This is a genomic window from Parajatrophihabitans canadensis, assembly GCF_053764775.1.
In genome coordinates, this window is sequence record NZ_CM132445.1 from 2,314,893 (window position 1) to 2,337,139 (window position 22,247).

The window sequence follows — 22,247 nt, forward strand, 5'->3', positions numbered from 1 at the left end:
GGACCTCAGCCGGGATGGGACCTCAGCCGGGATGGGACCTCAGCCGGGATGGGAATAGTACGTTCCGGCAACCAATTCGCCTTGGACCCAGGAAAGCGCCCATACCGAGCCTTTGCGCGAGGTCTGCTGGGCGTTGGCAATCTCGAGATCGCCCAGCAGTGCGAGAATTGCGTGTCCCTGACTGCAGATGACCGAAGCAGTGCGCTCACCAGCAAGCTGCCGCACGGTTTTGAGCGCACGGTCGGGGTCCGCGGCATAGGCCTCGTCCGAGAACTCGGGCGCGGTCGCAATCCTTAGTCCGAGGTGCTCGCTCAACGGCTGCACCGTCTGCTCGCATCGAACCCGGTCTGCACTGAGAATATTCGCTGGTGCGAACGCTGTCAGGAACGGCACGGCGTCACGGGCCTGGCGGCGCCCGATCTTCTCGAGCGGCCGCAGCCGGTCGTCTCCAGAGAACTGTGACCGCTTGCCTGCTCTGGCATGTCTGACCAGGAGCACGGTTGTCGTCTCAGCGGGAATCCTCGCGAAATCAGCCAAGACGCCTCGGTCGATCGGGTAGGTCAACCTCCGGTTGGCCTCGGCGATCGTCAGCCAGCTGATCTCGTCGACTTCACGAGAGGGTTGATGCTCGCCGTTGATGTGTTGCATTGCCCAATACGACACTCGCTTTTCGGTTTCGCCGAGCGAGTACCGAACGCTGCTCAGCATGCGGCCGACGATGACGTCCGAGCCGGTCTCTTCACGGACCTCGCGCACACCAGCGAGTAGCGGATGTTCGCCAGGCTCTAGTTTGCCTTTCGGAAGACTCCAGTCGTCATAGCGCGGCCGATGCACCAGAGCCACCAAGACGTCAGCATCGACTTGGCGCCATACAACTCCACCGGCGGCCCGCGACGCCGGCGGTCGGTGGGATGACCCGGAGCTGATCACTCGCTTCGATGAGCCAGGCGCTTGAGCAGAACCTCCTGGTAGTCGATGGACTTCGGACCCCCGCTGCGAATCCAGCGACCGTCCCCCTGCAGTTCCCACGCGCTGGTGTCCGGTGAGAACGCGAGGTCAAGTGTTTCGCGTAACTGCTCAGTGTTGGGTCCGGTCACCTGTGCGAGTACTTCAACGCGACGATCGAGGTTTCGGTGCATCATGTCCGCCGAACCGATCCAGTATTCCGGGTCGCCGTCGTTGGCAAAGTACATCACTCGCGAGTGTTCGAGGAACCGCCCCAGAATCGAGCGCACCGTGATGTTTTCGCTCAGGCCGGGCACCCCTGCCTTGATGGTACAGAAGGTTCGGACCAGCAGTTCCACGCGAACACCCGCCTGCGAAGCTCGATAGAGGGCGTCAATCAAGATTTCGTCGACCAGGTGATTGGTCTTGAACTGAAGGTGTGCGGGCTTGCCCTCGTTAGCAAGGGTGATCTCGCGTTCAATGCGCTCAAGCAGCCCACTGCGCAGCCGGTGTGGGGCGACCAGCAACGTCCGGTATTCGGTTTGACGCGAGTAACCGGTCAAAACATTGAACAGGTCGGTGAGGTCGGAGCAGATCTGCTCATCAGCGGTGAACAATCCGAAATCCTCATACAGCCGCGCGGTTTTCGGGTGGTAGTTTCCCGTTCCAATGTGAGCGTATCGACGAAGCGATCCACCTTCCTGGCGGACCACCAACGAGGTCTTGCAGTGTGTCTTCAGACCGACCAGGCCGTACACGACGTGGCAGCCGGCTCGCTCCAAGGCGCGCGCCCACTTGATGTTTGCCTGCTCGTCGAACCTGGCTTTGATCTCGACAAGCACAACCACCTGCTTGCCGGCTTCTGCGGCGTCGATGAGCGAGTCGACGATGGGCGAATCACCAGAGGTTCGATACAAAGTCTGCTTGATCGCCAGCACGTTGGGATCTGCGGCCGCCTGCTCGATGAACCGCTGCACGCTGGTAGCAAAGGACTCGTACGGGTGGTGCACGAGCACATCGCCCTCGCGCAGCGTGGCGAATACCGACTTCGGCGTCTCGCCCTCCGCGAAACGCGGATGCGTCGCCGGTACGAACGGGCGTTCTTTCAGATGCGGTCGGTCGATGTCATAGATCTGCCAGAGCGACGTGAGATCGAGCAGCCCCGGCAGTTGCTGAACATCCTCAGGCTGGACATCGATCTCGCTGATCAGCAACGCCAGAATCGAGGAATCGATGTCCTCGCCGACCTCCAGCCGCACTGGGGGCCCGAATCGTCTCCGAACCAGTTCGCGTTCCAGGGCTTGGAGCAGGTCCTCGTCGCGGTCCTCATCGACTTCGAAGTCGGTGTTGCGGGTGACCCTGAACAGGTGGTGCTCGACGACCTCCATCCCGGGGAACAAGGCAGCTAGGTGAGCGGCAATCAGGTCTTCCAGCGGTAGGTATTCCGCCACGTCCGCCGTCTGGCTCACCACCACGAAGCGCCGGACGTTGTTCGGAACCTTGATGCGGGCGAACCTGTCGACCTCGGATTCGGGATCGCGCACCAGGACCGCCAGATTCAACGACAGCCCTGATATGTAGGGAAAGGGGTGAGCCGGATCTACCGCCAAGGGAGTAAGAACCGGAAAGATCTTGGAATGGAAGTACTCGCTCAGCTCGGATTGCTGGCCTTCGGTGAGATCACTCCACCGCAAGATCCGGATACCCTCCGCCGCGAGCGCCGGCTCTATGTCGGTGAGAAAGCAGCGAGCGTGTCGCAATGTGAGATCGCGGCTGCGTTCGGCGACCATAGCGAGCCGTTCCCTTGGAGACATGCCGTCCGGCGAATGGACGGCAAGCCCCATCTCCTGTCGACGCTTGAGCCCGGCAACGCGGACCATGTAGAACTCGTCGAGGTTGCTGGCAAAGATCGACAGGAATTTCATACGTTCGAGCAGCGGCTGACGCCGATCCTCGGCCAGAGCCAGCACTCGCGCGTTGAAGTTGAGCCAGGACACCTCGCGGTTGCTGTATCGATCCGGCGGCAATTCTCCGGTCGCACGCCCACGGGGCTGTTGCACACCTTGCGCGGGCCCACCAGGGGGCGCCATCGCATCGTCTCCTGGGGCACTGGCCGAGGCAGTCGCGCCAGCCGAGGTGTTCGGCTCGTTCAGTTCCGAAGAGGTCGCGATGTCGGTCATGACTAACATCATGCCCGCTCTAGGTAAAGGGCTGAAGATGGCCGACCATGCGGGCTGTGTTCGGTCCGACTCCCAAGTCGAGACACCGCTGCAGATCCTCGACCGTGTCGACGTCGGATCTCGCACCGGGGCCAGCCATGAGCGAGATTGCTCCGGATGCCCGGTGCCTCGCTGCCGATCCGGGACCGAAACAGGGCGCCAGCTCCTGGTCGGCCCCACTCATCAGCATGGTCGTGCCAGTCCCGTTGATATCGGAGACGAAACTGCGACCAACTGCTGTCGCGGTTTGCAATACTTCCAGCACCTCGCCAGCGCGTAGCGATGGCAGGTCGCCGACCAGAGCAAGAATCCGATCGCGTGGATATCTGCTTCGCAGGGTCGCCGAGGCCGCCGCCAACGCTGCGTTCAGGCCGCCTCCGGCATCGGGCATGAGCTCGACGCCCGGGGGCAATCTTCTCGGATTGCCCGAAGTCAGGACGTGGATTCCGGCGATTGTGGCACCCGATTCCATGGCACCTTCATCCATGGCACCTGCATCCATGGAGCCCAATTCCATGGAGTGCGATTCCCTGCGCGCGGGCGCTTGGGCGCGAGCTGCGACCAACGCGGCCATCGCATCACGTTGGATCGCCAGCACGAGGTTGCTGTGCAGTCCGGCATCTGTTGTCGCACCGAGTAGCCGAGACTTGCCGGTCCCGTTCGGCCGGACCGGCATGAGTAGCTGCCAACGCACGTCCTCGAGCTTAGTGGCCACCGGAAAGCTGCCTGGGGGTTGCCCCGCCTGGTGCAGGTGCGGAGCCGCCGGCCGCACAGTGGCAGACTCGCCACAGATCACTGTGAGGAGGGGGTAGCCGGTGAGAAAGGGTAGGACGGGGAAACCAGGTCCGTATCTGAGGTTCTGCGTCATCGTCATCTATCCGCTTACCAGCATCCTGTGGCGTCGCAACTGGAGGGGCGCCGATCGCATACCGCGTCAGGGGCCGGCGATTCTCGCGATCAACCACATCTCCTATGCAGACCCATTCGTCGTCGGCAGGTTCATCTGGGACGCCGGACGATTGCCTAGATTCCTCGCGAAGGCCAGTCTGTTCAAGCTGCCGCTAGCCGGCAGGATCGTTTCAGGCGCAGGCCAAATACCGGTTTATCGCGGCACTGCCGAGGCAAACGAGGCGTTGCGGGGTGCGGTCGAGGCATTGCAGCGGGGTGAGGTCGTGCTGATCTACCCGGAAGGAACCGTGACCCGCGATCCGCAATTCTGGCCGATGCGCGGCAAAACCGGCATCGCTAGGCTCGCTCTGCTTGCGCCGGAGGTACCCGTTATCCCGGTCGGGCAGTGGGGCGCCCAACATTTTCTCGATTTCTACGCCCATCGGTTTCGCCCGATTCCGCGAAAGACGGTGTCGATGTGGGCCGGTGAGCCGGTAGATCTGTCGCAATATCGAGGTGGCGAGCCCCGAACAGCTGTGCTGCACGAGATGACAGACCACATTATGCGCGAGGTTCGCGATCAAGTTGCTGCCATTCGTGGCGAGCCGGCTCCTGATGAGTTCTACCATCACCCGGGGGGCGCCGCTGGGTCGGCGACCGATGTGGTCAGCGGTACGAAACGTAGGACGAACTCGCGTTCGAAGGCGCGTGCGAGTGCGAAGGAGACGAAGCGGTCGTGGCGACGATCGGCGCTACGTGCCCGATTGCCGCATGACGAACAGGAGCACGAATGAGAGCAGCGGTACTGGGTTCGGGATCCTGGGGCACCACGTTCGCGAAGGTACTGGTCGACGCGGGGACCGAAACCGTGATGTGGGCCCGGCGCCCAGAACTCGCCGATGCAATCAACGCCACCCACCACAACCCGGCGTATCTGACTCATGTCGTCTTGCCGGACTCGCTGCGAGCGACTGCCGCTGCGGTCGAGGCGCTCGACGGTGCAGATCTGGTGGTACTGGCGATTCCGTCCCAGACCCTGCGTTCAAATCTGGAGGTGTGGGCTGAGCTACTGCCCGACGATGTCACGCTCGTGAGTCTCATGAAGGGCATCGAGCTCGGCACCGTAAAGCGGATGAGCGAAGTGATCAGCGAAGTCGCGAAAGCGGATCCGGAGCGTGTCGCGATCGTATCGGGGCCGAATCTTGCACCCGAGATTGCTATGGGCCAACCAACTGCCACGGTTGTCGCCTGTCTGGATCCGAGACGGGCAGAGCAGGTCCAGAAAGCCTGTAGCGCACCATACTTCAGGCCGTACACGAACTCCGACGTTATCGGAACCGAACTCGGCGGAGCGGTCAAGAACGTAATAGCGCTTGCCTGTGGGATGGCCGTCGGCATGGGATTCGGAGACAACACGCTGGCATCGTTGATTACCCGCGGATTAGCGGAAACGGCCCGACTGGGCATAGCACTGGGTGCCGATCCGGTGACTTTCGCCGGCCTTGCCGGCCTCGGCGATCTAGTCGCAACCTGCGCGTCGCCATTGTCTCGTAACCGAACCTTTGGCGAGCGCCTCGGAAGGGGGGACAGTCTCGCTCAAGCTCAGGACGCGACCCATGGCCAGGTGGCTGAAGGCGTCATTTCATGTCGTTCGATTCTCGATCTGGCCGACCGGCACGGAGTGGATGTTCCGATAGTCCGTGAGGTCGAGTCAGTCTGCTACGGCGATTCCAGCCCGGTTCGAGCGGTACAGCGCCTCATGAGTCGCTCCATCAAGAGCGAGTAGCGCGCATCGGTTGGACCGCTTGGATGCCGAAATCTCTCAGGTCGTGATCGGCCGAATCGTTGAGTACCTCGGCTATCGATCGACTAGCCTGCCATACCGTGGCTCAACGTATCCGAATTGCCCTTGTGTATGGCGGGCGAAGCAGCGAACACGCGATCTCGGTAGTAAGTGCGGGCAGTGTGCTGGCCGCCATGCAGCCAAGCAGATACGACGTCACAACCATCGGAATTACCCGTGAGGGCAGGTGGGTTCAGACCGAGGCCGATCCTCGACAATTACAGATCGCCGGCCGACAACTGCCAGAGGTTACGGCGGCCGATGCCACCGATGCTCCGACGTCACGCGACTCGCCAGAAGCGGGAGTGGCTCCGCGGGCAGCTGCCGAGCTCGCCCTGTTCGACGCGCGGTCTGCGGTTTCGCTTCTGGACACCGTCGACGTCGTTTTCCCGGTCTTGCATGGGGCCTACGGCGAGGACGGAACGATTCAGGGTTTGTTGGAAATGGCCGGTGTGCCTTACGTAGGTTCCGGCGTGCTGGCCAGCGCAACCGCCATGGACAAGGCGTTTACGAAGACCGTGCTGAAGGCTGCGGGCCTGGACGTGGGGAGCTATGTGGTCGCTCGACGGGGCACGCCGTTGCAGCCCGCCGACATCGAGCACCTCGGCCTTCCGGTCTTCGTCAAGCCGGCTCGCGCGGGATCGAGCGTGGGCATCACAAGAGTCCGAGATTACGGTGAGCTGGCGGACGCCCTCACCCTGGCGTTCGAACACGATTCGAAAGTTCTCGTCGAGGCCGCAATCGAGGGACGGGAGATCGAATGCGGCGTTTTGCAGGACGCCGACGGCACGGTATCTGCCTCGTTACCGGCTGAGATTCGTCTGCACCCCGACTTTGACTGGTACAGCTTTGAAGCGAAATATCTCGATGATGCGTGCGATTTCGACATACCGGCGAAGCTGCCTGACGATCTCATCGCCGCTGTCCAGTCAGCAGCGTGTGTCGCTTTCGAAGCTTTGGAGTGCTCTGGCCTGGCAAGGGTCGATTTCTTCGTCTCAACGGGCGGCAGCCTGATCGTCAACGAGGTCAACACAATGCCGGGCTTCACGCCGATCTCGATGTATCCCCGGATGTGGGCGCAATCCGGAGTGGGCTACGCGGAGCTGATCGATCGGCTGGTTTCGACGGCGCTTGCCAAACACCGATCTACCTAGGATTAGCTGCAGATCGGCAGCTTGCTGTTGGCTGCGTTGCCTGCGCTGTCGGTCGCGGTGCAGGTCTGCGGTATCGCGTTTATGGCGGCCGCGAGCTCGGCTGACAACTCGTCCAGGGGCTGGGCCTGGCCGGCGGGCACAGTCAGGTCAACGTAGTAGGGCTTGCGGTCGATCGTGGTGTAGACGGTTTGTTTCTGTTGCGGATCGGGCTGCCAGATGACGCCATTGACGTCAATGGGGTCGGCGGCTTGGGGCGTCCCGAACACGGCAGATTTCGTCACCCCACAGCGGAACACGATGGCCGGGTCACCCCACGCCGCAACGAAGGACGAGTCGGTATCGGTCTTTCGTGGCGCGAGATCGCCAAGTTGTACCGGCAGCCCCGCGAACACCTTGACACAGGCCTCTTGGGTTGCGACGCCGGGCGCTGGCGGGGGAGCCACGGTAACCGCTGGGAGCGGTCCGCTGGCCGTGGAATCGGGCGCGTTCTGCTTGGTATGCCCAGCGGTGAAGACGAAGGCGAGGACGACTGCGACGGGGAGCGCAACCGCGGTCGCGATCAAGGCAGGCCGGCGGGAGTTGGCTTTGTTGTCAGCGATGGGAATTCCTGAGAGCGGGAACTGATCTTGGTCGAAACGGACGGGCTCAGATGTGCACGACCGGGCAGGTCAAAGTACGGGTTATACCGTTGACTCCCTGCACTTTGGCAACAACGAGGCGACCCAACTCGTCGACGTTGGTGGCTTCGGCCCGAACGATTACGTCGTATGGGCCGGTGACGTCCTCGGCGAGGGTAACGCCAGAGATGCCGGCGATCTCGGCAGCGACTGAGGCCGCCTTGCCGACCTCGGTCTGAATGAGGATGTAGGCCTGAACCGTATCGGACACGCTGCGTCCCTTTCGTCGTCGTTGGCGATTGGTTGCCCTCAGTGCAGGTTGCAACTAGTAGAACCTAGCGCAGGCCGCCCACCCCGACATGTGAAGATTCTCTGGTCGGGCACCCACGCTCACCCATCTCACTCAGGGAGCGGGGGGCGGCGCCTGAAACTGTACGCACTGGAGGCTGGTCACATTTCCGAACCGAGAACCATCGCCGAGTTGGGTGAATTTGGCCTCATCCGGCGGATGACGCAGGCACTGCGCCCAGGCACGCCCAGCGGCAGCACGCTGATCGGTCCGGGCGACGACGCAGCGGTTGTCGCCACCCCAGATGGCCGGGTTGTCGCTTCGACCGACCTTCTGATCGAGAATCGGCATTTCCGCCGCGACTGGTCGACGGCAAACGACATCGGCCGCAAGGCAGCGGCGCGGAACATCGCTGACATCGTTGCGATGGGTGCCCAACCGACCTCGTTGCTTGTTGGGCTCGCCGTGCCGGCCACCCTGGAACTCACATGGGTGGATGGGTTGGTGGCGGGATTCGCTGAGGAATGCGCCCAGGTCGGCGCCGAGGTGGTGGGTGGCGACGTGAGCGCTGCGGATCTGATTGTCGTTTCGGTGACCGCCCTTGGCGATCTGCAAGGACGTGAACCCGTCCTGCTTTCGGGTGCGTTACCCGGCCACATAGTCGCGGTGTGCGGTCACCTCGGTTGGGCAGCGGCTGGCTTCGCCGTGCTGTCGCGGGGTTTCCGCTCGCCCGTTCAAGTCGTCAACGCACATCGGCGCCCTGATCCGCCCTATGCGCAGGGGCCGAAGGCAGCCGAACTCGGGGCCAGCTCAATGACCGATGTGTCCGACGGACTGATCGCGGACCTCGGTCATATCGCTGAGGCAAGCGGCGTCCGCATCGACCTACGCGGGGAGGCACTGGCGCCTGCTTCCAAACTGCGCGACGTCGCTTCCGCTCTCAACGTCGACCCGATGACCTGGGTCCTTACGGGGGGTGACGATTACTGCCTCGTCGCGACGTTCCCGAACTTCGCGTCATTGCCGTCGGAATGGACGGCTATCGGTCTTGTGCGCGAAGGTGAGGGCGTGAGAGTGGATGGATTGCGCTGGTCCGAGGGCGGTCACGAACATTTCCGCGGCTCGTAACCCGCCGTCCGACGGCAGAAGGGACCCGCCGTCCGACGGCAGAAGGGACCCGCCGTCCGACGGCAGAAGTGAATAGAAAACACAAACAAAAAGGCCGGCACCCGCGAGGGGCCGGCCTTTGAGTGACAGCTACTAGCCGCGCGTAACCTTGCCTGCCTTCAGGCAGGACGTGCACACCGTCACCCGACGGCGGGTACCCGGAGCGACCAGAGCACGGACGGTCTGGACGTTCGGATTCCACCGGCGGTGTGTACGACGGTGGGAGTGCGAAACGGACATGCCGAAGCCGGGCCCCTTGCCGCAGACATCGCAGTGGCTGGCCACAATGGCCTCCTCAAGTTCTCGAGACGAAGAAATATTGCTAATCGTGTATGGCCCGGGCGAGCATGGTCCGGACGGTGCCGCCCACCTGAGCATGGCTAGGCAACCGGTCAAGTGTAGCCAGCGACATGCTTGCGATCAAAACGGGGCGCCGATCGGCGAACCTGGTGTCCTAGGAAAGACAGCCATGCAGGCGAGCTCCCAGTATCGTGACCGCCAGCACTTGGTCTCTTGGTGGCAGACCCAAAGATGGCAGAGAGGACGTTCATGCTGGTTCTCCTCGATGCCTCAGCTGTCCGTCGATGGTGCACGGCGGCCGCTGAGGACCTCGAGGCGCATCGCTCCGAGATCGACGACCTGAACGTCTTCCCGATACCCGACGGCGATACCGGCACGAACATGTCGCTGACATTGCGCAGCGCCGCCGAGGCTGTAGCCACGGACAGCTCCGCGGCTGCGGGCGCCGTACTCCGCACTATGGCCAGCGGCGCGGTGCTGGGGGCCAGAGGAAATTCCGGCGTGATCGTCGCCCAAATCCTTGGCGGCCTCGCGGAGGCATTCGAAGGCGCGGTCGAAGGTAGCGCGTCGTTGGTCGCCAAGGCCTTGAAACGCGCGAGCGAAGCAGCATACGACGCCGTCTCCGTTCCCGTCGAAGGAACGATCCTGTCGGTGATCAAGGGCGCTGCGATTGCTGCGGAGGCAACTTCCGGCGAGACGGCTGAAGATCTGACCGGTCAGCTGGCGCGGGTCGTCGCCGCCGCCGCTGAAGGAGCGCGCGAATCCTTGCGCCGTACGCCAGAACAACTTGACGTGCTCGCTCGAGCTGGGGTCGTCGATGCGGGGGGCCGTGGTCTGGTTGTCTTGCTGGACGCGCTGGCGACTGTGGTGACAGGACGCGAATCCGACGATGTCGGCCTGCTGAGAATGCCCCCGCGCAACCGCGCGGCGCTCGAGCGGGTCCGAGAAACGGGCAGCGACGCGTTCGAATACGAGGTTCAATATCTGCTGGACGCCCCGGCCGAGGTGGTGGACGGTCTCAAAGCGGCCTTGGTCCCGCTCGGGGACAGCCTGGTTGTGGTCGGAACGGGCGATGGCCCCTACAACGTCCACGTCCACGTCAACGACGTCGGTGCGGCGATTGAGGCGGCTATCGAGATCGGTCGACCACATCGGATCACGGTGACTCGATTCGCTGATCAGATTGCGGCCGCACCAGCTGACACTCGCTCAGGGACGCTGATCGTTGCAGTTGCGCCCGGCGTCGGCCTGGCCGACCTGTTCCGGTCTGAGGGTGTCGTGGTCGTAGACGGCGGGCCCGGTCGCAGTCCCTCGACCGCGGAGGTGCTCGCCGAGCTAATGAATAGTCAGGCCGCCCGCGTCATTCTGCTTCCGAATGCGTCCGCGGTCGGTGGCGTCGCCGAAGCGGCAGCCCAACAGGCACGGGCCCACGGCGTCGCCGTAGCGGTGATTCCCACCAAATCCCCAGTGCAAGGCCTGGCCGCCATCGCAGTGCATGACGAGAACAGACGATTCGAGGACGACGTGATTGCCGTTGCTGAAGCGGCGGCAGCCACCCATTTTGCTGAGGTGACCATCGCGGTGCGTGAATCGATTACCTATGTCGGTCGGTGTGAAGCAGGTGATGTCCTCGGACTCATCGACGGCGAAGTAGTGGAGATCGGCTCCGAAGTCGCCGCGGTGGGCATCAGCTTGGTCGAGCGGCTGATCAGCGCAGGGGGCGAACTGGTCACTGTGCTCTCCGGTTCGGACGACTTCGCGGCGGAAGCCTCGGCAACTGTCGAACGCTTCGTCAGAAAACGCCACCCGCTAGTCGAGATCAATGCCTTCGTCGGCGGTCAGCCGCATTTTCCGCTGCTGATCGGGGTCGAGTAGCGAACGTAGTCACAACGGTCTGGCACAGTGATCCCATGGCCTCCCGTGACACATTGCTTCGCGAGGTTCTTGGCGGCAAGGCGGCGAAATCGCTCGAAAAATCGTTCGAATTGGTAACGGTCGGCGACTTGTTGCGGCACTATCCGAGGCGGTTCAGCGAGCGTGGTGAGCTCACGGACCTCTCCGAGCTTGTCGAGGGTGACGAAGTCACGGTCCAGGCTGAGATCGAGTCGGTGACGGGCCGTCGGATTCCGGGACGCAAGTTGCACATCCTCGAAGTCGTGATCAGTTCGGGCAAGAACAGGGCCACGATTAGCTTCTTCAACCAGCAGTGGCGTGAGAAAGAGCTGGTTGCTGGTCGCTGGGGATTCTTCGCGGGGAAGGTCAGCCGTTTCCGTTCGAAGCTGCAACTCAACTCGCCCGAGTACATCTTGGACGACGCAACCGACGAACTGACAGCGGAAGACTTTGCGAACACGCTGATTCCGGTCTATCCGGCCGCAAGTGGGTTGCCGTCCTGGACGATCGCGCGCTGCGTATCACTCGTTCTAGACCAACTGGACGACGTTGCTGATCCACTTCCCTACGAAGTCAAGGCACGTGCCGGGCTGATGGATCTGGATTGGGCGTTGCGGCACATTCATCGACCGGAGACTAGATCTGACTATGACAAGGCTCGGCATCGGCTGGCCTTTGACGAGGCATTCAGCGTTCAGCTCATTTTGGCTCAGCGCAAGCACGCCCAGGCCGCGAACCCCGCCGTTGCGCGGCCTGCCCGCCCCGGCGGCTTGGTGGACGCTTTCCATGACCGATTGCCCTTCGACTTCACGGCCGAGCAGACCGACATCGCTGAGTTGATCTCACGCGAGCTGGCGGCCGAGCATCCGATGCAACGGCTGCTTCAAGGAGAAGTCGGCTCGGGTAAGACGGTCGTCGCGTTGCAGGCGATGCTTCAGGTCGTCGATGCCGGTGGGCAGGCAGTCCTGCTTGCCCCCACGGAGGTACTGGCCGTCCAGCACGAAGCGACAGTCTTGGAGCTGCTAGGCGACCTCGCCCGCGCGGGCCAACTCGGCGGATCGGAGCTGGGCACCAATGTCGCATTGCTGACAGGCTCAATGTCGGCTCCCGCACGGCGCGCTGCTTTGCTTGATGCGGCCTCGGGCCAGGCCGGCATCGTAATCGGAACGCATGCGCTGATTCAGGATCACGTACAGTTCGCCGACCTTGGACTGGTCGTGGTGGACGAACAGCATCGCTTCGGCGTCGAACAGCGCGACGCCCTGCGAAGCAAGGCATTAGCTCCTCCGCACATGCTTGTCATGACAGCAACGCCCATACCCCGAACAGTCGCGATGACTGTCTACGGCGATCTCGAGACGTCGGAGCTCCGACAACTGCCAGCAGGCAGATCCAAGATAGACACCACGGTGGTTCCGGTCACTGACAAACCAGGTTGGCTCGACAGAGTCTGGGAACGTGTGCACAAAGAGGTGGCAAAAGGGCACCAGGTCTACGTTGTTTGTCCGCGGATCGGCGAGGGCGACGAGGTTGCTGACATCGGCGACCTGGCCGAGGTCGGTTACGACTCCACGCCGTCTGAGGAAGAGGTCCGCCAGACCGCCTCCGTGCTCGCAACCTTCGCGGAATTGTCAGCTGGTCCATTAGCTGGCCTGCGCCTCGGACTCATGCATGGGCGGCTCAGCGGCGACCAGAAATCGGCGGTGATGGCCGACTTCGTCTCAGGTTCCTGCGATGTGCTCGTGGCGACCACCGTGATCGAGGTCGGCGTGAACGTCGCCAACGCAACCTTGATGATCATCATGGATGCCGACCGATTTGGCGTATCGCAACTGCATCAATTACGGGGTCGGATCGGTCGGGGCAGCTATCAGGACCTTGATCACAAGAACTACTGCCTCATGGTGACTCGGCTACCGATCGGTCATCCAACGTTTCGACGACTGCAGGCGGTGGCCGACACCTCTGATGGATTCTCGCTGGCCCGGCTCGACCTCCAGGAGCGCCGAGAGGGCGACGTACTCGGTGAACTGCAGTCCGGACGGCGCTCCCGGTTGAAACTGTTGTCGTTGTTGCGGGACGAGCAATTGATCATGGAAGCACGCAGTGAGGCGCGTGAGGTTATCGCGGCCGACCCGACCCTCGAGCGGCACCTAGATTTGCAGTTGTTCCTGCACGAGTCCTTCGACTCCGATCGGGTTGAGTATCTACACAAGGCCTGATCGGTTGGCCTGATCGGTTGGCCTGATCGGTTGGCCTGATCGGTTGGCCTGATCGGTTGGCCTGATCGGTTGGCCTGATCGGTTGGCAGCCGCCTCGCGCGCTGGCTGCGAGCCGTCTAAGGTGCTCAGGCGTGACGCGGATCGTCGGTGGAAAGGCGCGGGGGCGCCGGCTGGCGGTGCCACCCCGCGGCACCCGACCGACATCGGAGCGCGCCCGGGAAGCCTTGTTCAATACGTTGGCGACCGAGATGGATCTGATCGGTGCGCGCGCCCTGGACCTGTATGCCGGATCAGGAGCGGTCGGCATCGAGGCGCTGTCTCGAGGAGCTGACGCCGCTGTATTTGTAGAGTCTGACCATCGGGCGGCGGCGATCTTGCATGAGAACCTCGCCACAGTCGGATTGCCGGGCGCGGTGGTGCACCGCTGCAGCGTTGAGACGTACTTGGCGGCGGCTGGCGCCGACGACGCCTTCGATTTCGTTTTTGTGGATCCGCCCTATGCCGTTCCCGCGACCATCGTCAGTCACCTCTTGGTTCGGCTCGCGGACGAGCGCTGGCTGACCGACGGGGCGATCGTGGTGGTCGAACGATCGTGGCGCGACTCCGCGCCCGAGTGGCCAAATGAGATAAAGGCCATGAAGCAAAGACGTTACGGCGAGGGAGCGCTTTGGTACGGTCGCCGCGTGTAGTGCCCGCTACGGCCTTCGGTGTGCGGGTGCCTCGCGCAGACCGTGACCCGACCCAGACCGTGACCCGACCCAGACCGTGACCCGACCCAGCCCAGACCCAGCCCAGACCAGAAGGTGCGATGACTGCCGAGACCATTGTCCGAAGAGCTGTCTGTCCAGGGTCGTTCGATCCGGTTACGAACGGGCATCTCGACATCATCGGCAGGGCCGCCCAGCTCTACGACGAGGTGGTCGTCGCGGTGCTGATCAACAAGACCAAGTCGTCCTTGTTCACCGTCGACGAGCGACTGGCCCTCCTGAAAGAGGTCACCGCCGAATATCCGAATGTTCGAATTGATTCGTTTCACGGTTTGCTTGTGGACTACTGCCGCTCGAACAAAATCCCCGTCATCCTGAAGGGCATTCGCGCCGTGAGTGACTTCGACTACGAGTTGAAGATGGCTCAGATGAACCGGGGTCTGACCGGAATCGACACGCTCTTCATGCCGACGAATCCCGAGTACAGCTTCCTTGCGTCTAGCCTTGTAAAAGAAGTCGCTACCTACGGTGGTGATATACGCGGCATGGTCCCGGACTCGGTCCATGCTCAGATGCTGGCCCGAATCGAGGAGAACAGCGGTCGTGACTGATCACACTCTGGCCCGCGCTGATGAAGTGCTGACGGAGCTGGTCGAGTTGATCGAGACCGCGCGAACGCTACCGATGTCCTCCTCGTGTGTGGTCCCGAGAGAACGCACGCTCGATTTGTTGGATGCGCTTCGCGAGGTTCTGCCGCCGGAGATGATGGAGGCCCGACGAGTCGTCGCCCAGCGTGATCGGCTGCTCGCCGAGGCTGGCGAGCGGGCAGAAGAGATCGGGCGAGCTGCGCAGGAGGAAGCGGACACCGTCGTGGATACGGCTCGAACGGCGGCCCACAACCTGCTCGAGGAGGCCAAGGCCGAACAGGCAATGTTGGTGGCCTCAGCTACGGTGCATCAGGCCGCAAGCACCGAAGCTGCCCGCGTCACCGATGATGCGAACGCCTACGCAGCCGGCGCTCGGCGGGACGCCGAGGAATACGCGGAAAGGCTGAAATCAGACGCCTACGGGTACGCGGACAAGACCCTTTCAGAGCTCGTGGCCAACTTGCAGCGGTTGGCTGCGACCGCCGAAAACGGCCGAGCGGCGCTCGGTAACAGCACTCCGCCAAGCAGCTGAGCGGCCGTCCTCATAGCGACCCGCGATGACAGCCTACGAGGGTGCGATTTCATCCCTCGCCGTACCTCGGGTAGCCTGAACGACGGCCAATTGCACGTTCTGGCCAGCTGCAAAGGTCCGCTCGTTTCTGCTCACCGAAGGTCAACCCGTGAATACCCGAAGCTTGTTCGTCCTGGACACCAGGGAACTCGGACGGGGTCCCGGCGCGGGTCGTGAATATCGGCGTGAGATACCTGCTCCTGCGCATCTCGGCTTGGACATGATCGGAGTGCCAGAAGGTTCTCCGCTCGATCTGACCGTCCGGCTTGAATCGGTGACCGAAGGCGTACTGGCGACAGGCGTGGTCACCGGCGAGCTGAGCGGTGAGTGCGGGCGCTGCCTGATCAGGTACACCGACGAGTTGGAGGTCGACTTTGTCGAGTTGTTCGCATACCGCGACAGCACTACGGAGCAGACCACCGACTCGGACGAGGTCTCACGGTTGCAAGGTGATCGCTTGGACCTTGAGCCAGTCGTCCGGGACGTGACGGTGTTGAGTTTGCCGCTTACGCCGCTGTGCGACCCGGACTGCGGCGGTTTGTGCTCCGAATGTGGGGAACGAATCGACGATCTTCCAATAGGCCATTCGCATAGCCAGATCGACCCTCGTTGGGCCGCTCTAACCGAGCGGTTCGACACCGAAGCAGTTCGTACGGACGGTCAACCGACCGCGATTCGTACGACAGAGAGTCAGGAGTAACCGCCGTGGCCGTCCCGAAGCGGAAGACGTCGCGTTCGAACACCCGGAGCCGGCGCTCCCAGTGGAAGACGAGCGCGCCGACGCTGGTCACCTGCCCGAACCGTGCCTGCGGGCAGCCGACGTTGCCGCACACTGCGTGCAGCAATTGCGGTCAGTACGACGGACGGCAGGTTCTCGCGGTCTGACCGCGAGCGTATGGACTCCATCCTGCAAGAGGCCGGGGTCGTCGATGGCACCCGGTAGGCCGGCTCAAAACGCCGATCCGGCTGAGCTGGCCGCCGAGCTCGGCGTCCAAATGGACACCGAGCTTTTCACTCGTGCGCTCACACACCGCTCCTACGCGTACGAAAACGGCGATTTGCCGCATAACGAGCGCCTGGAGTTTCTGGGCGATTCGGTGCTCGGCGTCGTAATCACCGAGGCGCTATATCTCAATCACCCGGACCTTCCCGAGGGCAAGCTTGCGAAGCTGCGAGCATCGGTCGTCAACATGCGGGCTCTTGCGGACGTGGCTCGAACGATCGGCGATGGCGGAATCGGTAAGTACCTCTTTCTCGGCAGGGGAGAGGACGCCACCGGCGGCCGAGACAAGCCATCGATCCTCGCGGACACGCTTGAGGCCATTCTTGGTGCGATTCATCTACAGCACGGCATTAGCACTGCTACCGAGGTAATTCACCGGCTCTTCGACGATGTCTTGAAGGCGGCGCCTGGCTACGGCGCCGGCTTGGATTGGAAGACCTCTCTGCAGGAACTGACGGCCCTTCGCGGGTTAGGCGTCCCGGACTACGAAATCACGTCGAGTGGACCCGATCACGCCAAAGCCTTCACCGCGGCTGCAGTGGTCGGCGGTAACACCTATGGTGTGCGACCTGGTCGCAGCAAGAAAGAGGCCGAGCAAGCAGCGGCCGAGGCCGCCTGGAGAGCACTGAGTCCGAATTCGCTCGAGGCCCTACCGGTGAGCGCCACCGTCGAACAACCCGGTGCCTGAGCTTCCCGAGGTAGAGACCGTGCGGTCCGGCCTCGAGCGCTGGGTGCTCGGGCGAACCATCGACACCGTCGATTCGCTACATCCTCGTGCCACCCGCCGCCACCTTGCCGGGCCTGCTGATCTTGCTGACCAACTTCGCGGTCGAACAATCACGGCTGTCCATCGACGCGGCAAATACTTGTGGATGCCGCTGAATGGTGGTCCGGACAGCCTGACGGCGCACCTTGGAATGAGCGGGCAGTTGCTCGTCCTGGCGCCCGATACTCCCGCCGGTCGCCATCTACGTGCTCGATTCCGTTTCACTGACGATGGCCCTGAGCTCAGATTCGTCGACCAACGGACGTTCGGCGGACTCCAGCTGGACCAACTGGTGCCCGAAGGCCCGGACTGGGTACCCGAAGGAATAGCTCACATCGCCCGTGACCCGATGGATCCGGCATTCGACGATGGTGGCTGGTTTGCAGCGGTAAGGCGCCGAAACACCACGATCAAACGTGCGCTGCTCGACCAGACGTGCATCTCCGGGGTCGGCAACATCTATGCAGACGAGGCCCTATGGCGAGCACGCATACATGGAGATCGTTCCACCCGGTCGCTCTCCCGTGCCAAACTGGTCGACCTGCTGGCTGGACTGCGGGCTGTGTTTTCCGACGCGTTGTCAGCGGGCGGTACCTCGTTCGACGCGCTGTACGTCAACGTGAACGGCGAGAGTGGATATTTTGACCGATCGCTGAATGCCTACGGACGGGTTGGCGAGCCGTGTCCGCGATGTGGTCGCGCAATCAGCCGAATCAAGTGGATGAATCGCTCCTCATACTTTTGCGCAAACTGTCAGCGATTGCCCAAGGTGTCCGGTTCGCGGTGAGCTGGCGCGCGGGTAGCGACATTAATCGTGCCTGGGATTTGTTTCTTGGCGTGCGTAGTGCGACCATGGGATGACAGAAATCACTTCCTCACCGGCTCGACGTCGGCGGCTTCGTGCGCGAACGAACTAAGTCTTCGCCTCACGTGGTCGCCCGGCCGGCGGAGACCGCGAAAGGTCGCAACATGGCCAGGGCGTTGCTGGGACACCTTCCCACCTCTGCAGATCGTCACCTCATCGAAGAGAACGCCAGGCTCAGAGCCCGCGTTCGAGATCTCGAGGCAGAGCTCGCTGAACTGAAGGACTCGATGTCCTCGGTCGAGCTGCTTGACGAGTTACACCGGATCACCAGCTCGGCCTCTGCGCTGGCCTGACGTACGACAGCCGGCCCGAGCGGTAGATTGCGCTGAGCGGTTCCGGGCGCGAGGCCCAGGCGGCGTGGCACAGGGTTACGAGTACGGGCCCTGCAGGTCCAGCTGCGCACTTGGTGTTCGTTCGGCACCGCGAACAACGCCATCGTCGAGCTACTTCCGGAGCCTGAGTGCATCTCAAATCACTGACGCTGAAGGGCTTCAAGTCTTTCGCATCGGCAACGACGCTCCGATTCGAGCCTGGAATCACGGCCGTCGTCGGCCCGAACGGTTCCGGAAAATCCAACGTCGTCGACGCGATCGCTTGGGTACTTGGTGAGCAAGGTGCCAAGGCGTTGCGCGGCGGCAAAATGGAAGACGTCATTTTCGCCGGTACCGCCGGACGGCCTCCGCTCGGGCGCGCTGAGGTCACTCTCACGATCGACAACACAGACAACGCCCTGCCGATTGACTACACCGAGGTGTCCATCACTCGGCGGATGTTTCGAGACGGGGCGAGCGAATACGAGATCAACGGCGACGCCGCGCGCCTGCTCGACATCCAGGAGCTCCTCTCGGACTCCGGCATCGGACGAGAGATGCACGTCATCGTCGGCCAGGGCCAACTTGACTCCGTGCTTCAAGCTCGCCCTGAAGACCGCCGTGGTTTCATCGAGGAAGCCGCCGGAGTCCTAAAACATCGCAAGCGCAAAGAGCGTGCTCTGCGCAAGCTCGACGCGATGCAGGCCAACCTCACTCGGCTCAACGATCTGACCGGCGAGCTCCGCCGCCAGCTCAAGCCTCTGGGGAAGCAGGCCGAAGTCGCTCGCCGTGCCGCGGGTGTCCAGGCGGAGCTTCGCGATTCCCGGCTGAGGTTGCTGGCTGATGACCTGATCTCGCTACGTGCTGCCTTGGAAGCCGAAGTGGCTGACGAGGCGGCCATCCGTACCCGGCGCACCTTGGTCGAGAACGAGCTCGCCACCGCGGCTGCCGCTGAAGCGGAGCTTGAGCTCGCACTGGCTGCCGACGCACCGGCGGTAGCCGCAGCGCAAGAGGTGTTTTTTCGGCTCTCAGCTCTGCAAGAGCGCTTCCGTAGCACCCAGAAGTTGGCAGCTGAGCGCGTTCGGCATCTGTCGGAGTTCGGCGAGGAAGCGCGCCGGGGGCGCGACCCGGAAGAGCTCGAACGCGACGCCTCGGCGATTCAAAGCGAGGAGTACGCCCTCGCTGCCCAACTCGAGGATGCACGGATCGTCCTTCAGGAGGCCGTGGCCGCTCGGCAACAGGGAGAACGGGAGCTCGCCGACGCAGAGCGCGCCCTCGTCGCGGCTGCGCGGGCGGTTGCTGACCGCAGGGAGGGCCTGGCGAAACTGGCAGGGCAGGTCAACGCGTTGCGGACTCGCGCCTCGGCCGGAGGTGACGAGATCGCGCGAATCGGCGCGGCGGCACAACAGGCACGTGAGCGAGCAGCTTCCTCCTCAGTCGAACTCGCGGCGGCTCAGGGCGAGGTGGGCGCGCTTGACGACGGCGAGGTCGATCTCGACGCGCGACACGAAGCAGCGCTCGAGCAGTTCGAACTGGCCTCGGCGCGAGTCGAGGATCTTGTCAAAGCCGAGCGTGAAGCGGAGCGCGATCGATCGACCTGGGCCGCCCGCAGAGATGCCTTAGCCATGGGCCTCAGGCGCAAGGACGGCGCCGGAGCACTGCTCGCGGCGGGGTCACAACTACCCGGTGTGCTCGGTTCTGTAGCGGCCTTGCTGTCGGTTGAGGCGGGCGACGAGGTCGCCCTGACCGCGGCTCTCGGTGCGATCGCCGACGCGGTGGCGCTGAGTTCAATCGCCGATGTGCCAGCCGCCCTGCAGCTTCTCAGGTCTTCTGAAGGCGGCCAATCGGGCTTGTTGATCGCTGGTGATCCTCCTGACGGGACTGAGCGGCACACGGATAGATCCGAGTGGCCGCCGCTTCCCGCTGGCGCGCGCTGGGCTGTTGATCTCGTGACCGCGCCGGCAAACCTTCGGGGAGCAGTCGCGCAGGCGCTGTCCCAAGTGGCACTGGTGGAGGACCTTGCGTCGGCTAAACGGCTGGTCGAACTACATCCCGAGGTACGCACTGTCACCCGCGATGGTGATGTACTCGGTAGAACCTGGGCTTTCGGCGGTTCCTCGTCGTCGCCGAGCGTTTTAGAGGTCCAGGTCGCCGTAGATGAGGCCGAGCAGAAGGCCATCGAATCGGCGTCGCGATACGAGCGTCTGCAGGCCGACTTGACACAGGCGAAAGCCGTAGCCGCCCAGCTGAAGGATGGCGTAGAGGCCGCCCTTGCTGCTCTGAACCAATCCGATGCCAGGTTGAACGCGGTCGCCGAGCGGCTTGGGCAGCTTTCTCAGGTCGAGCGCTCCGCGGTGGCAGAGGCCGAACGTCTCGATATCGCCCGCGCTGAAGCAGAGCGTGCCCGGGACGAGGACCTGGCCGGTCTCGTTGAGCTTGAGGAGCGTTTGCGGCTCGCCGAATCCGAGCCGGCCGAACAGGAGCCGCCGGTCGAGCAGCGCGACGACCGAGCGGCTTCGGTCGCGGCTGCCCGACAGGCAGAGATGGACGCTCGGCTGGCGGTTCGCACCCAAGAGGAGCGGGTGCGGGCCCTGTCTGGCCGAGCCGAGCAGTTGTTGCGTGCCGCAGCGGCCGAGCGCGACGCACGCAGTCAGCAGGAGGCGGCGAGGCGCAAGCGCGCCGCGAGTGCCCTTGTCGCTGAAGCGGTGAGCGATGCCGCTTTGAGGGCGATGCCATATCTCGAGGCAGCCGTAGCCAAGGCCGCGACCGAGCGTGAAGCGGCCCAGCAGGCGCGGCTGGAGCGTGAATCAGCGCTCTCGACGGCGCGTGTTACTGCTCGCAGACTGGCTGGCGACCTGGCGAAGCTGACTGACGCCGTCCACCGCGACGAGGTTGCCAGGGCCGAGCAGCGCCTGCGGATCGAGCAGTTGGAAGCTCGGTCAGCAGAGGAGTACGGCGTCGCGGTCGACATTCTGACCCACGACTACGGACCTGACCAGCCAGTGCCGCCGTCGTCATCGGAGATGGCCGAATACCAGCAGGCCCACGAACGTGGCGAGAATGTCATCGTCCCTCAGCCGGGGCCCTTCGACCGGCCCGCGCAAGAAAAGCGGGCTGCCAGAGCCGAGCGGGATCTGGCCCTGTTGGGCAAGGTCAATCCGCTGGCGCTCGAAGAATTCGCCGCGTTGGAGGAGCGTCATCAATTCCTGGCCACTCAGCTGGAGGATCTGAAGAACACGCGCCGAGATCTGCTCACTGTCGTCAAGGAGGTCGATGACCGAATCCTCGAAGTGTTCACCGCTGCCTATCACGACGTAGAACGTGAATTCGAGATCGTCTTTCGAACCTTGTTCCCGGGCGGCGAAGGCCGACTCGTCCTCACCGAACCGGACGACATGCTGCTCACCGGCATTGACATCGAAGCCCGTCCGCCGGGCAAGAAGGTAAAACGGCTTTCGCTGCTTTCAGGTGGCGAGCGGTCGTTGACCGCCGTCGCCCTTCTGGTGGCGATCTTCCGAGCCAGACCCAGCCCGTTCTATGTGATGGACGAGATCGAGGCAGCGCTCGACGACGTCAACCTGGGCAGGTTGGTCGGATTGATCGGCGAACTGAGAGCTAGCAGCCAGATCATCATCATCACGCACCAGAAGCGCACGATGGAAGTCGCCGATGCTCTGTACGGGGTGACCATGCGCGGTGACGGCATCACTCAAGTGATCAGTCAGCGGTTGCGGGACGAACCCGACGTGCCGGCCAACGTGAGCTAGCCTTGGTTTCAGGGAACTCGCCCATAATATCTGGTTACATACCGTATGTGAGATATCGCAGCTTCTGAGCGTG

The 22,247-nt window shown here is 63.1% G+C and carries 21 protein-coding genes; 15 read left to right on the forward strand and 6 right to left on the reverse strand.

The annotated features are described in order from the left end of the window. Positions 1-39 precede the first annotated feature (39 nt). Genes ACSMXN_RS11295 through ACSMXN_RS11305 form a run of 3 tightly spaced genes read right to left on the reverse strand, consistent with a single transcriptional unit; the run spans position 40 to position 3,879 of the window. Positions 40-930: an NUDIX hydrolase gene (locus tag ACSMXN_RS11295; protein ID WP_022912344.1), complete on the reverse strand. Its 891-nt coding sequence runs from the start codon at positions 928-930 to the stop codon at positions 40-42. Continuing rightward, on the reverse strand, positions 927-3,134 hold the full coding sequence (locus ACSMXN_RS11300) for an RNA degradosome polyphosphate kinase (protein WP_455407777.1): 2,208 nt from the start codon (positions 3,132-3,134) through the stop codon (positions 927-929). The genes ACSMXN_RS11295 and ACSMXN_RS11300 overlap by 4 nt, the downstream gene beginning before the upstream one ends. A gap of 10 nt (positions 3,135-3,144) precedes the next feature. Then, on the reverse strand, positions 3,145-3,879 hold the full coding sequence (locus tag ACSMXN_RS11305; protein WP_155958293.1) for a glycosyltransferase family protein: 735 nt from the start codon (positions 3,877-3,879) through the stop codon (positions 3,145-3,147). Positions 3,880-3,979: 100 nt separating this feature from the next. Between ACSMXN_RS11305 and ACSMXN_RS11310 the strand changes: the two genes are divergently transcribed. The 3 genes from ACSMXN_RS11310 to ACSMXN_RS11320 all read left to right on the forward strand — a co-directional run bounded on the left by ACSMXN_RS11310 (position 3,980) and on the right by ACSMXN_RS11320 (position 7,049). Continuing rightward, positions 3,980-4,846, forward strand: a complete 867-nt coding sequence (locus tag ACSMXN_RS11310; RefSeq protein ID WP_022912347.1) for a lysophospholipid acyltransferase family protein — start codon at positions 3,980-3,982, stop codon at positions 4,844-4,846. After that, entirely contained in the window at positions 4,843-5,838 is a 996-nt protein-coding gene (locus tag ACSMXN_RS11315; protein WP_022912348.1) for an NAD(P)H-dependent glycerol-3-phosphate dehydrogenase, read from the forward strand. The genes ACSMXN_RS11310 and ACSMXN_RS11315 overlap by 4 nt, the downstream gene beginning before the upstream one ends. A gap of 98 nt (positions 5,839-5,936) precedes the next feature. After that, positions 5,937-7,049 (forward strand): D-alanine--D-alanine ligase family protein, encoded by a 1,113-nt coding sequence (locus ACSMXN_RS11320; RefSeq protein ID WP_022912349.1) that lies wholly within the window; start codon positions 5,937-5,939, stop codon positions 7,047-7,049. A gap of 2 nt (positions 7,050-7,051) precedes the next feature. On the opposite strand, the gene ACSMXN_RS11325 is transcribed toward ACSMXN_RS11320, so the two are convergent. Then, a complete protein-coding gene (locus ACSMXN_RS11325) occupies positions 7,052-7,612 on the reverse strand; it encodes a DUF3515 domain-containing protein (RefSeq protein ID WP_022912350.1) in 561 nt (186 codons plus the stop codon). 82 nt (positions 7,613-7,694) lie between these two features. Beyond that, positions 7,695-7,937 carry an Lrp/AsnC ligand binding domain-containing protein gene (locus ACSMXN_RS11330; protein ID WP_022912351.1) on the reverse strand — a complete coding sequence of 81 codons (243 nt, stop codon included), beginning with the start codon at positions 7,935-7,937 and terminating at the stop codon, positions 7,695-7,697. Positions 7,938-8,120: 183 nt separating this feature from the next. Between ACSMXN_RS11330 and ACSMXN_RS11335 the strand changes: the two genes are divergently transcribed. Next, positions 8,121-9,083: a thiamine-phosphate kinase gene (locus ACSMXN_RS11335; protein ID WP_035943312.1), complete on the forward strand. Its 963-nt coding sequence runs from the start codon at positions 8,121-8,123 to the stop codon at positions 9,081-9,083. 132 nt (positions 9,084-9,215) lie between these two features. Here ACSMXN_RS11335 and rpmB read toward each other — a convergent pair whose 3' ends face one another. Beyond that, positions 9,216-9,407 carry a 50S ribosomal protein L28 gene (gene rpmB, locus ACSMXN_RS11340; protein WP_081649000.1) on the reverse strand — a complete coding sequence of 64 codons (192 nt, stop codon included), beginning with the start codon at positions 9,405-9,407 and terminating at the stop codon, positions 9,216-9,218. Between the two features lie 264 nt (positions 9,408-9,671). Between rpmB and ACSMXN_RS11345 the strand changes: the two genes are divergently transcribed. From ACSMXN_RS11345 to smc, 11 genes are all read left to right on the forward strand, one after another. Continuing rightward, positions 9,672-11,297, forward strand: a complete 1,626-nt coding sequence (locus ACSMXN_RS11345) for a DAK2 domain-containing protein (RefSeq protein WP_027139207.1) — start codon at positions 9,672-9,674, stop codon at positions 11,295-11,297. Positions 11,298-11,332: 35 nt separating this feature from the next. Then, positions 11,333-13,537 carry an ATP-dependent DNA helicase RecG gene (gene recG, locus ACSMXN_RS11350; protein ID WP_022912354.1) on the forward strand — a complete coding sequence of 735 codons (2,205 nt, stop codon included), beginning with the start codon at positions 11,333-11,335 and terminating at the stop codon, positions 13,535-13,537. Positions 13,538-13,668: 131 nt separating this feature from the next. Then, positions 13,669-14,226: a 16S rRNA (guanine(966)-N(2))-methyltransferase RsmD gene (gene rsmD, locus ACSMXN_RS11355; RefSeq protein ID WP_022912355.1), complete on the forward strand. Its 558-nt coding sequence runs from the start codon at positions 13,669-13,671 to the stop codon at positions 14,224-14,226. Positions 14,227-14,345: 119 nt separating this feature from the next. Further along, positions 14,346-14,855, forward strand: coding sequence for a pantetheine-phosphate adenylyltransferase (gene coaD / locus ACSMXN_RS11360; protein WP_022912356.1), 510 nt, complete (start codon positions 14,346-14,348; stop codon positions 14,853-14,855). Then, the gene (locus ACSMXN_RS11365; RefSeq protein ID WP_022912357.1) at positions 14,848-15,423 is read left to right on the forward strand and encodes a hypothetical protein; all 576 of its coding nucleotides are present in this window, start codon (positions 14,848-14,850) and stop codon (positions 15,421-15,423) included. The genes coaD and ACSMXN_RS11365 overlap by 8 nt, the downstream gene beginning before the upstream one ends. 148 nt (positions 15,424-15,571) lie before the next feature. Next, positions 15,572-16,162 carry a YceD family protein gene (locus ACSMXN_RS11370; RefSeq protein WP_022912358.1) on the forward strand — a complete coding sequence of 197 codons (591 nt, stop codon included), beginning with the start codon at positions 15,572-15,574 and terminating at the stop codon, positions 16,160-16,162. A gap of 5 nt (positions 16,163-16,167) precedes the next feature. Next, positions 16,168-16,347 carry a 50S ribosomal protein L32 gene (gene rpmF / locus ACSMXN_RS11375; RefSeq protein WP_081649001.1) on the forward strand — a complete coding sequence of 60 codons (180 nt, stop codon included), beginning with the start codon at positions 16,168-16,170 and terminating at the stop codon, positions 16,345-16,347. 44 nt (positions 16,348-16,391) lie between these two features. Then, entirely contained in the window at positions 16,392-17,153 is a 762-nt protein-coding gene (rnc, locus tag ACSMXN_RS11380) for a ribonuclease III (RefSeq protein ID WP_027139208.1), read from the forward strand. Continuing rightward, complete coding sequence (mutM, locus tag ACSMXN_RS11385) at positions 17,146-18,018, forward strand: bifunctional DNA-formamidopyrimidine glycosylase/DNA-(apurinic or apyrimidinic site) lyase (RefSeq protein ID WP_022912360.1); 873 nt, start codon at positions 17,146-17,148, stop codon at positions 18,016-18,018. Before rnc ends, mutM begins: the two co-directional genes overlap by 8 nt. A 113-nt stretch (positions 18,019-18,131) precedes the next feature. Continuing rightward, positions 18,132-18,389, forward strand: a complete 258-nt coding sequence (locus ACSMXN_RS11390) for a hypothetical protein (protein ID WP_455407752.1) — start codon at positions 18,132-18,134, stop codon at positions 18,387-18,389. A 167-nt stretch (positions 18,390-18,556) separates the two neighbouring features. Next, positions 18,557-22,174: a chromosome segregation protein SMC gene (gene smc, locus ACSMXN_RS11395; RefSeq protein ID WP_022912362.1), complete on the forward strand. Its 3,618-nt coding sequence runs from the start codon at positions 18,557-18,559 to the stop codon at positions 22,172-22,174. The last annotated feature ends 73 nt before the right edge of the window (positions 22,175-22,247 follow it).

What these genes read in the sequence shown, in the direction of transcription:
- ACSMXN_RS11300 (WP_455407777.1), bottom strand. Translation starts at nt 3,134, where the DNA reads ATGTTAGTCATGACCGACATCGCGACCTCTTCGGAACTGAACGAGCCG.
- ACSMXN_RS11315 (WP_022912348.1), top strand. Translation starts at nt 4,843, where the DNA reads ATGAGAGCAGCGGTACTGGGTTCGGGATCCTGGGGCACCACGTTCGCG.
- ACSMXN_RS11345 (WP_027139207.1), top strand. Translation starts at nt 9,672, where the DNA reads ATGCTGGTTCTCCTCGATGCCTCAGCTGTCCGTCGATGGTGCACGGCG.
- recG (WP_022912354.1), top strand. Translation starts at nt 11,333, where the DNA reads ATGGCCTCCCGTGACACATTGCTTCGCGAGGTTCTTGGCGGCAAGGCG.
- coaD (WP_022912356.1), top strand. Translation starts at nt 14,346, where the DNA reads ATGACTGCCGAGACCATTGTCCGAAGAGCTGTCTGTCCAGGGTCGTTC.
- rnc (WP_027139208.1), top strand. Translation starts at nt 16,392, where the DNA reads ATGGCACCCGGTAGGCCGGCTCAAAACGCCGATCCGGCTGAGCTGGCC.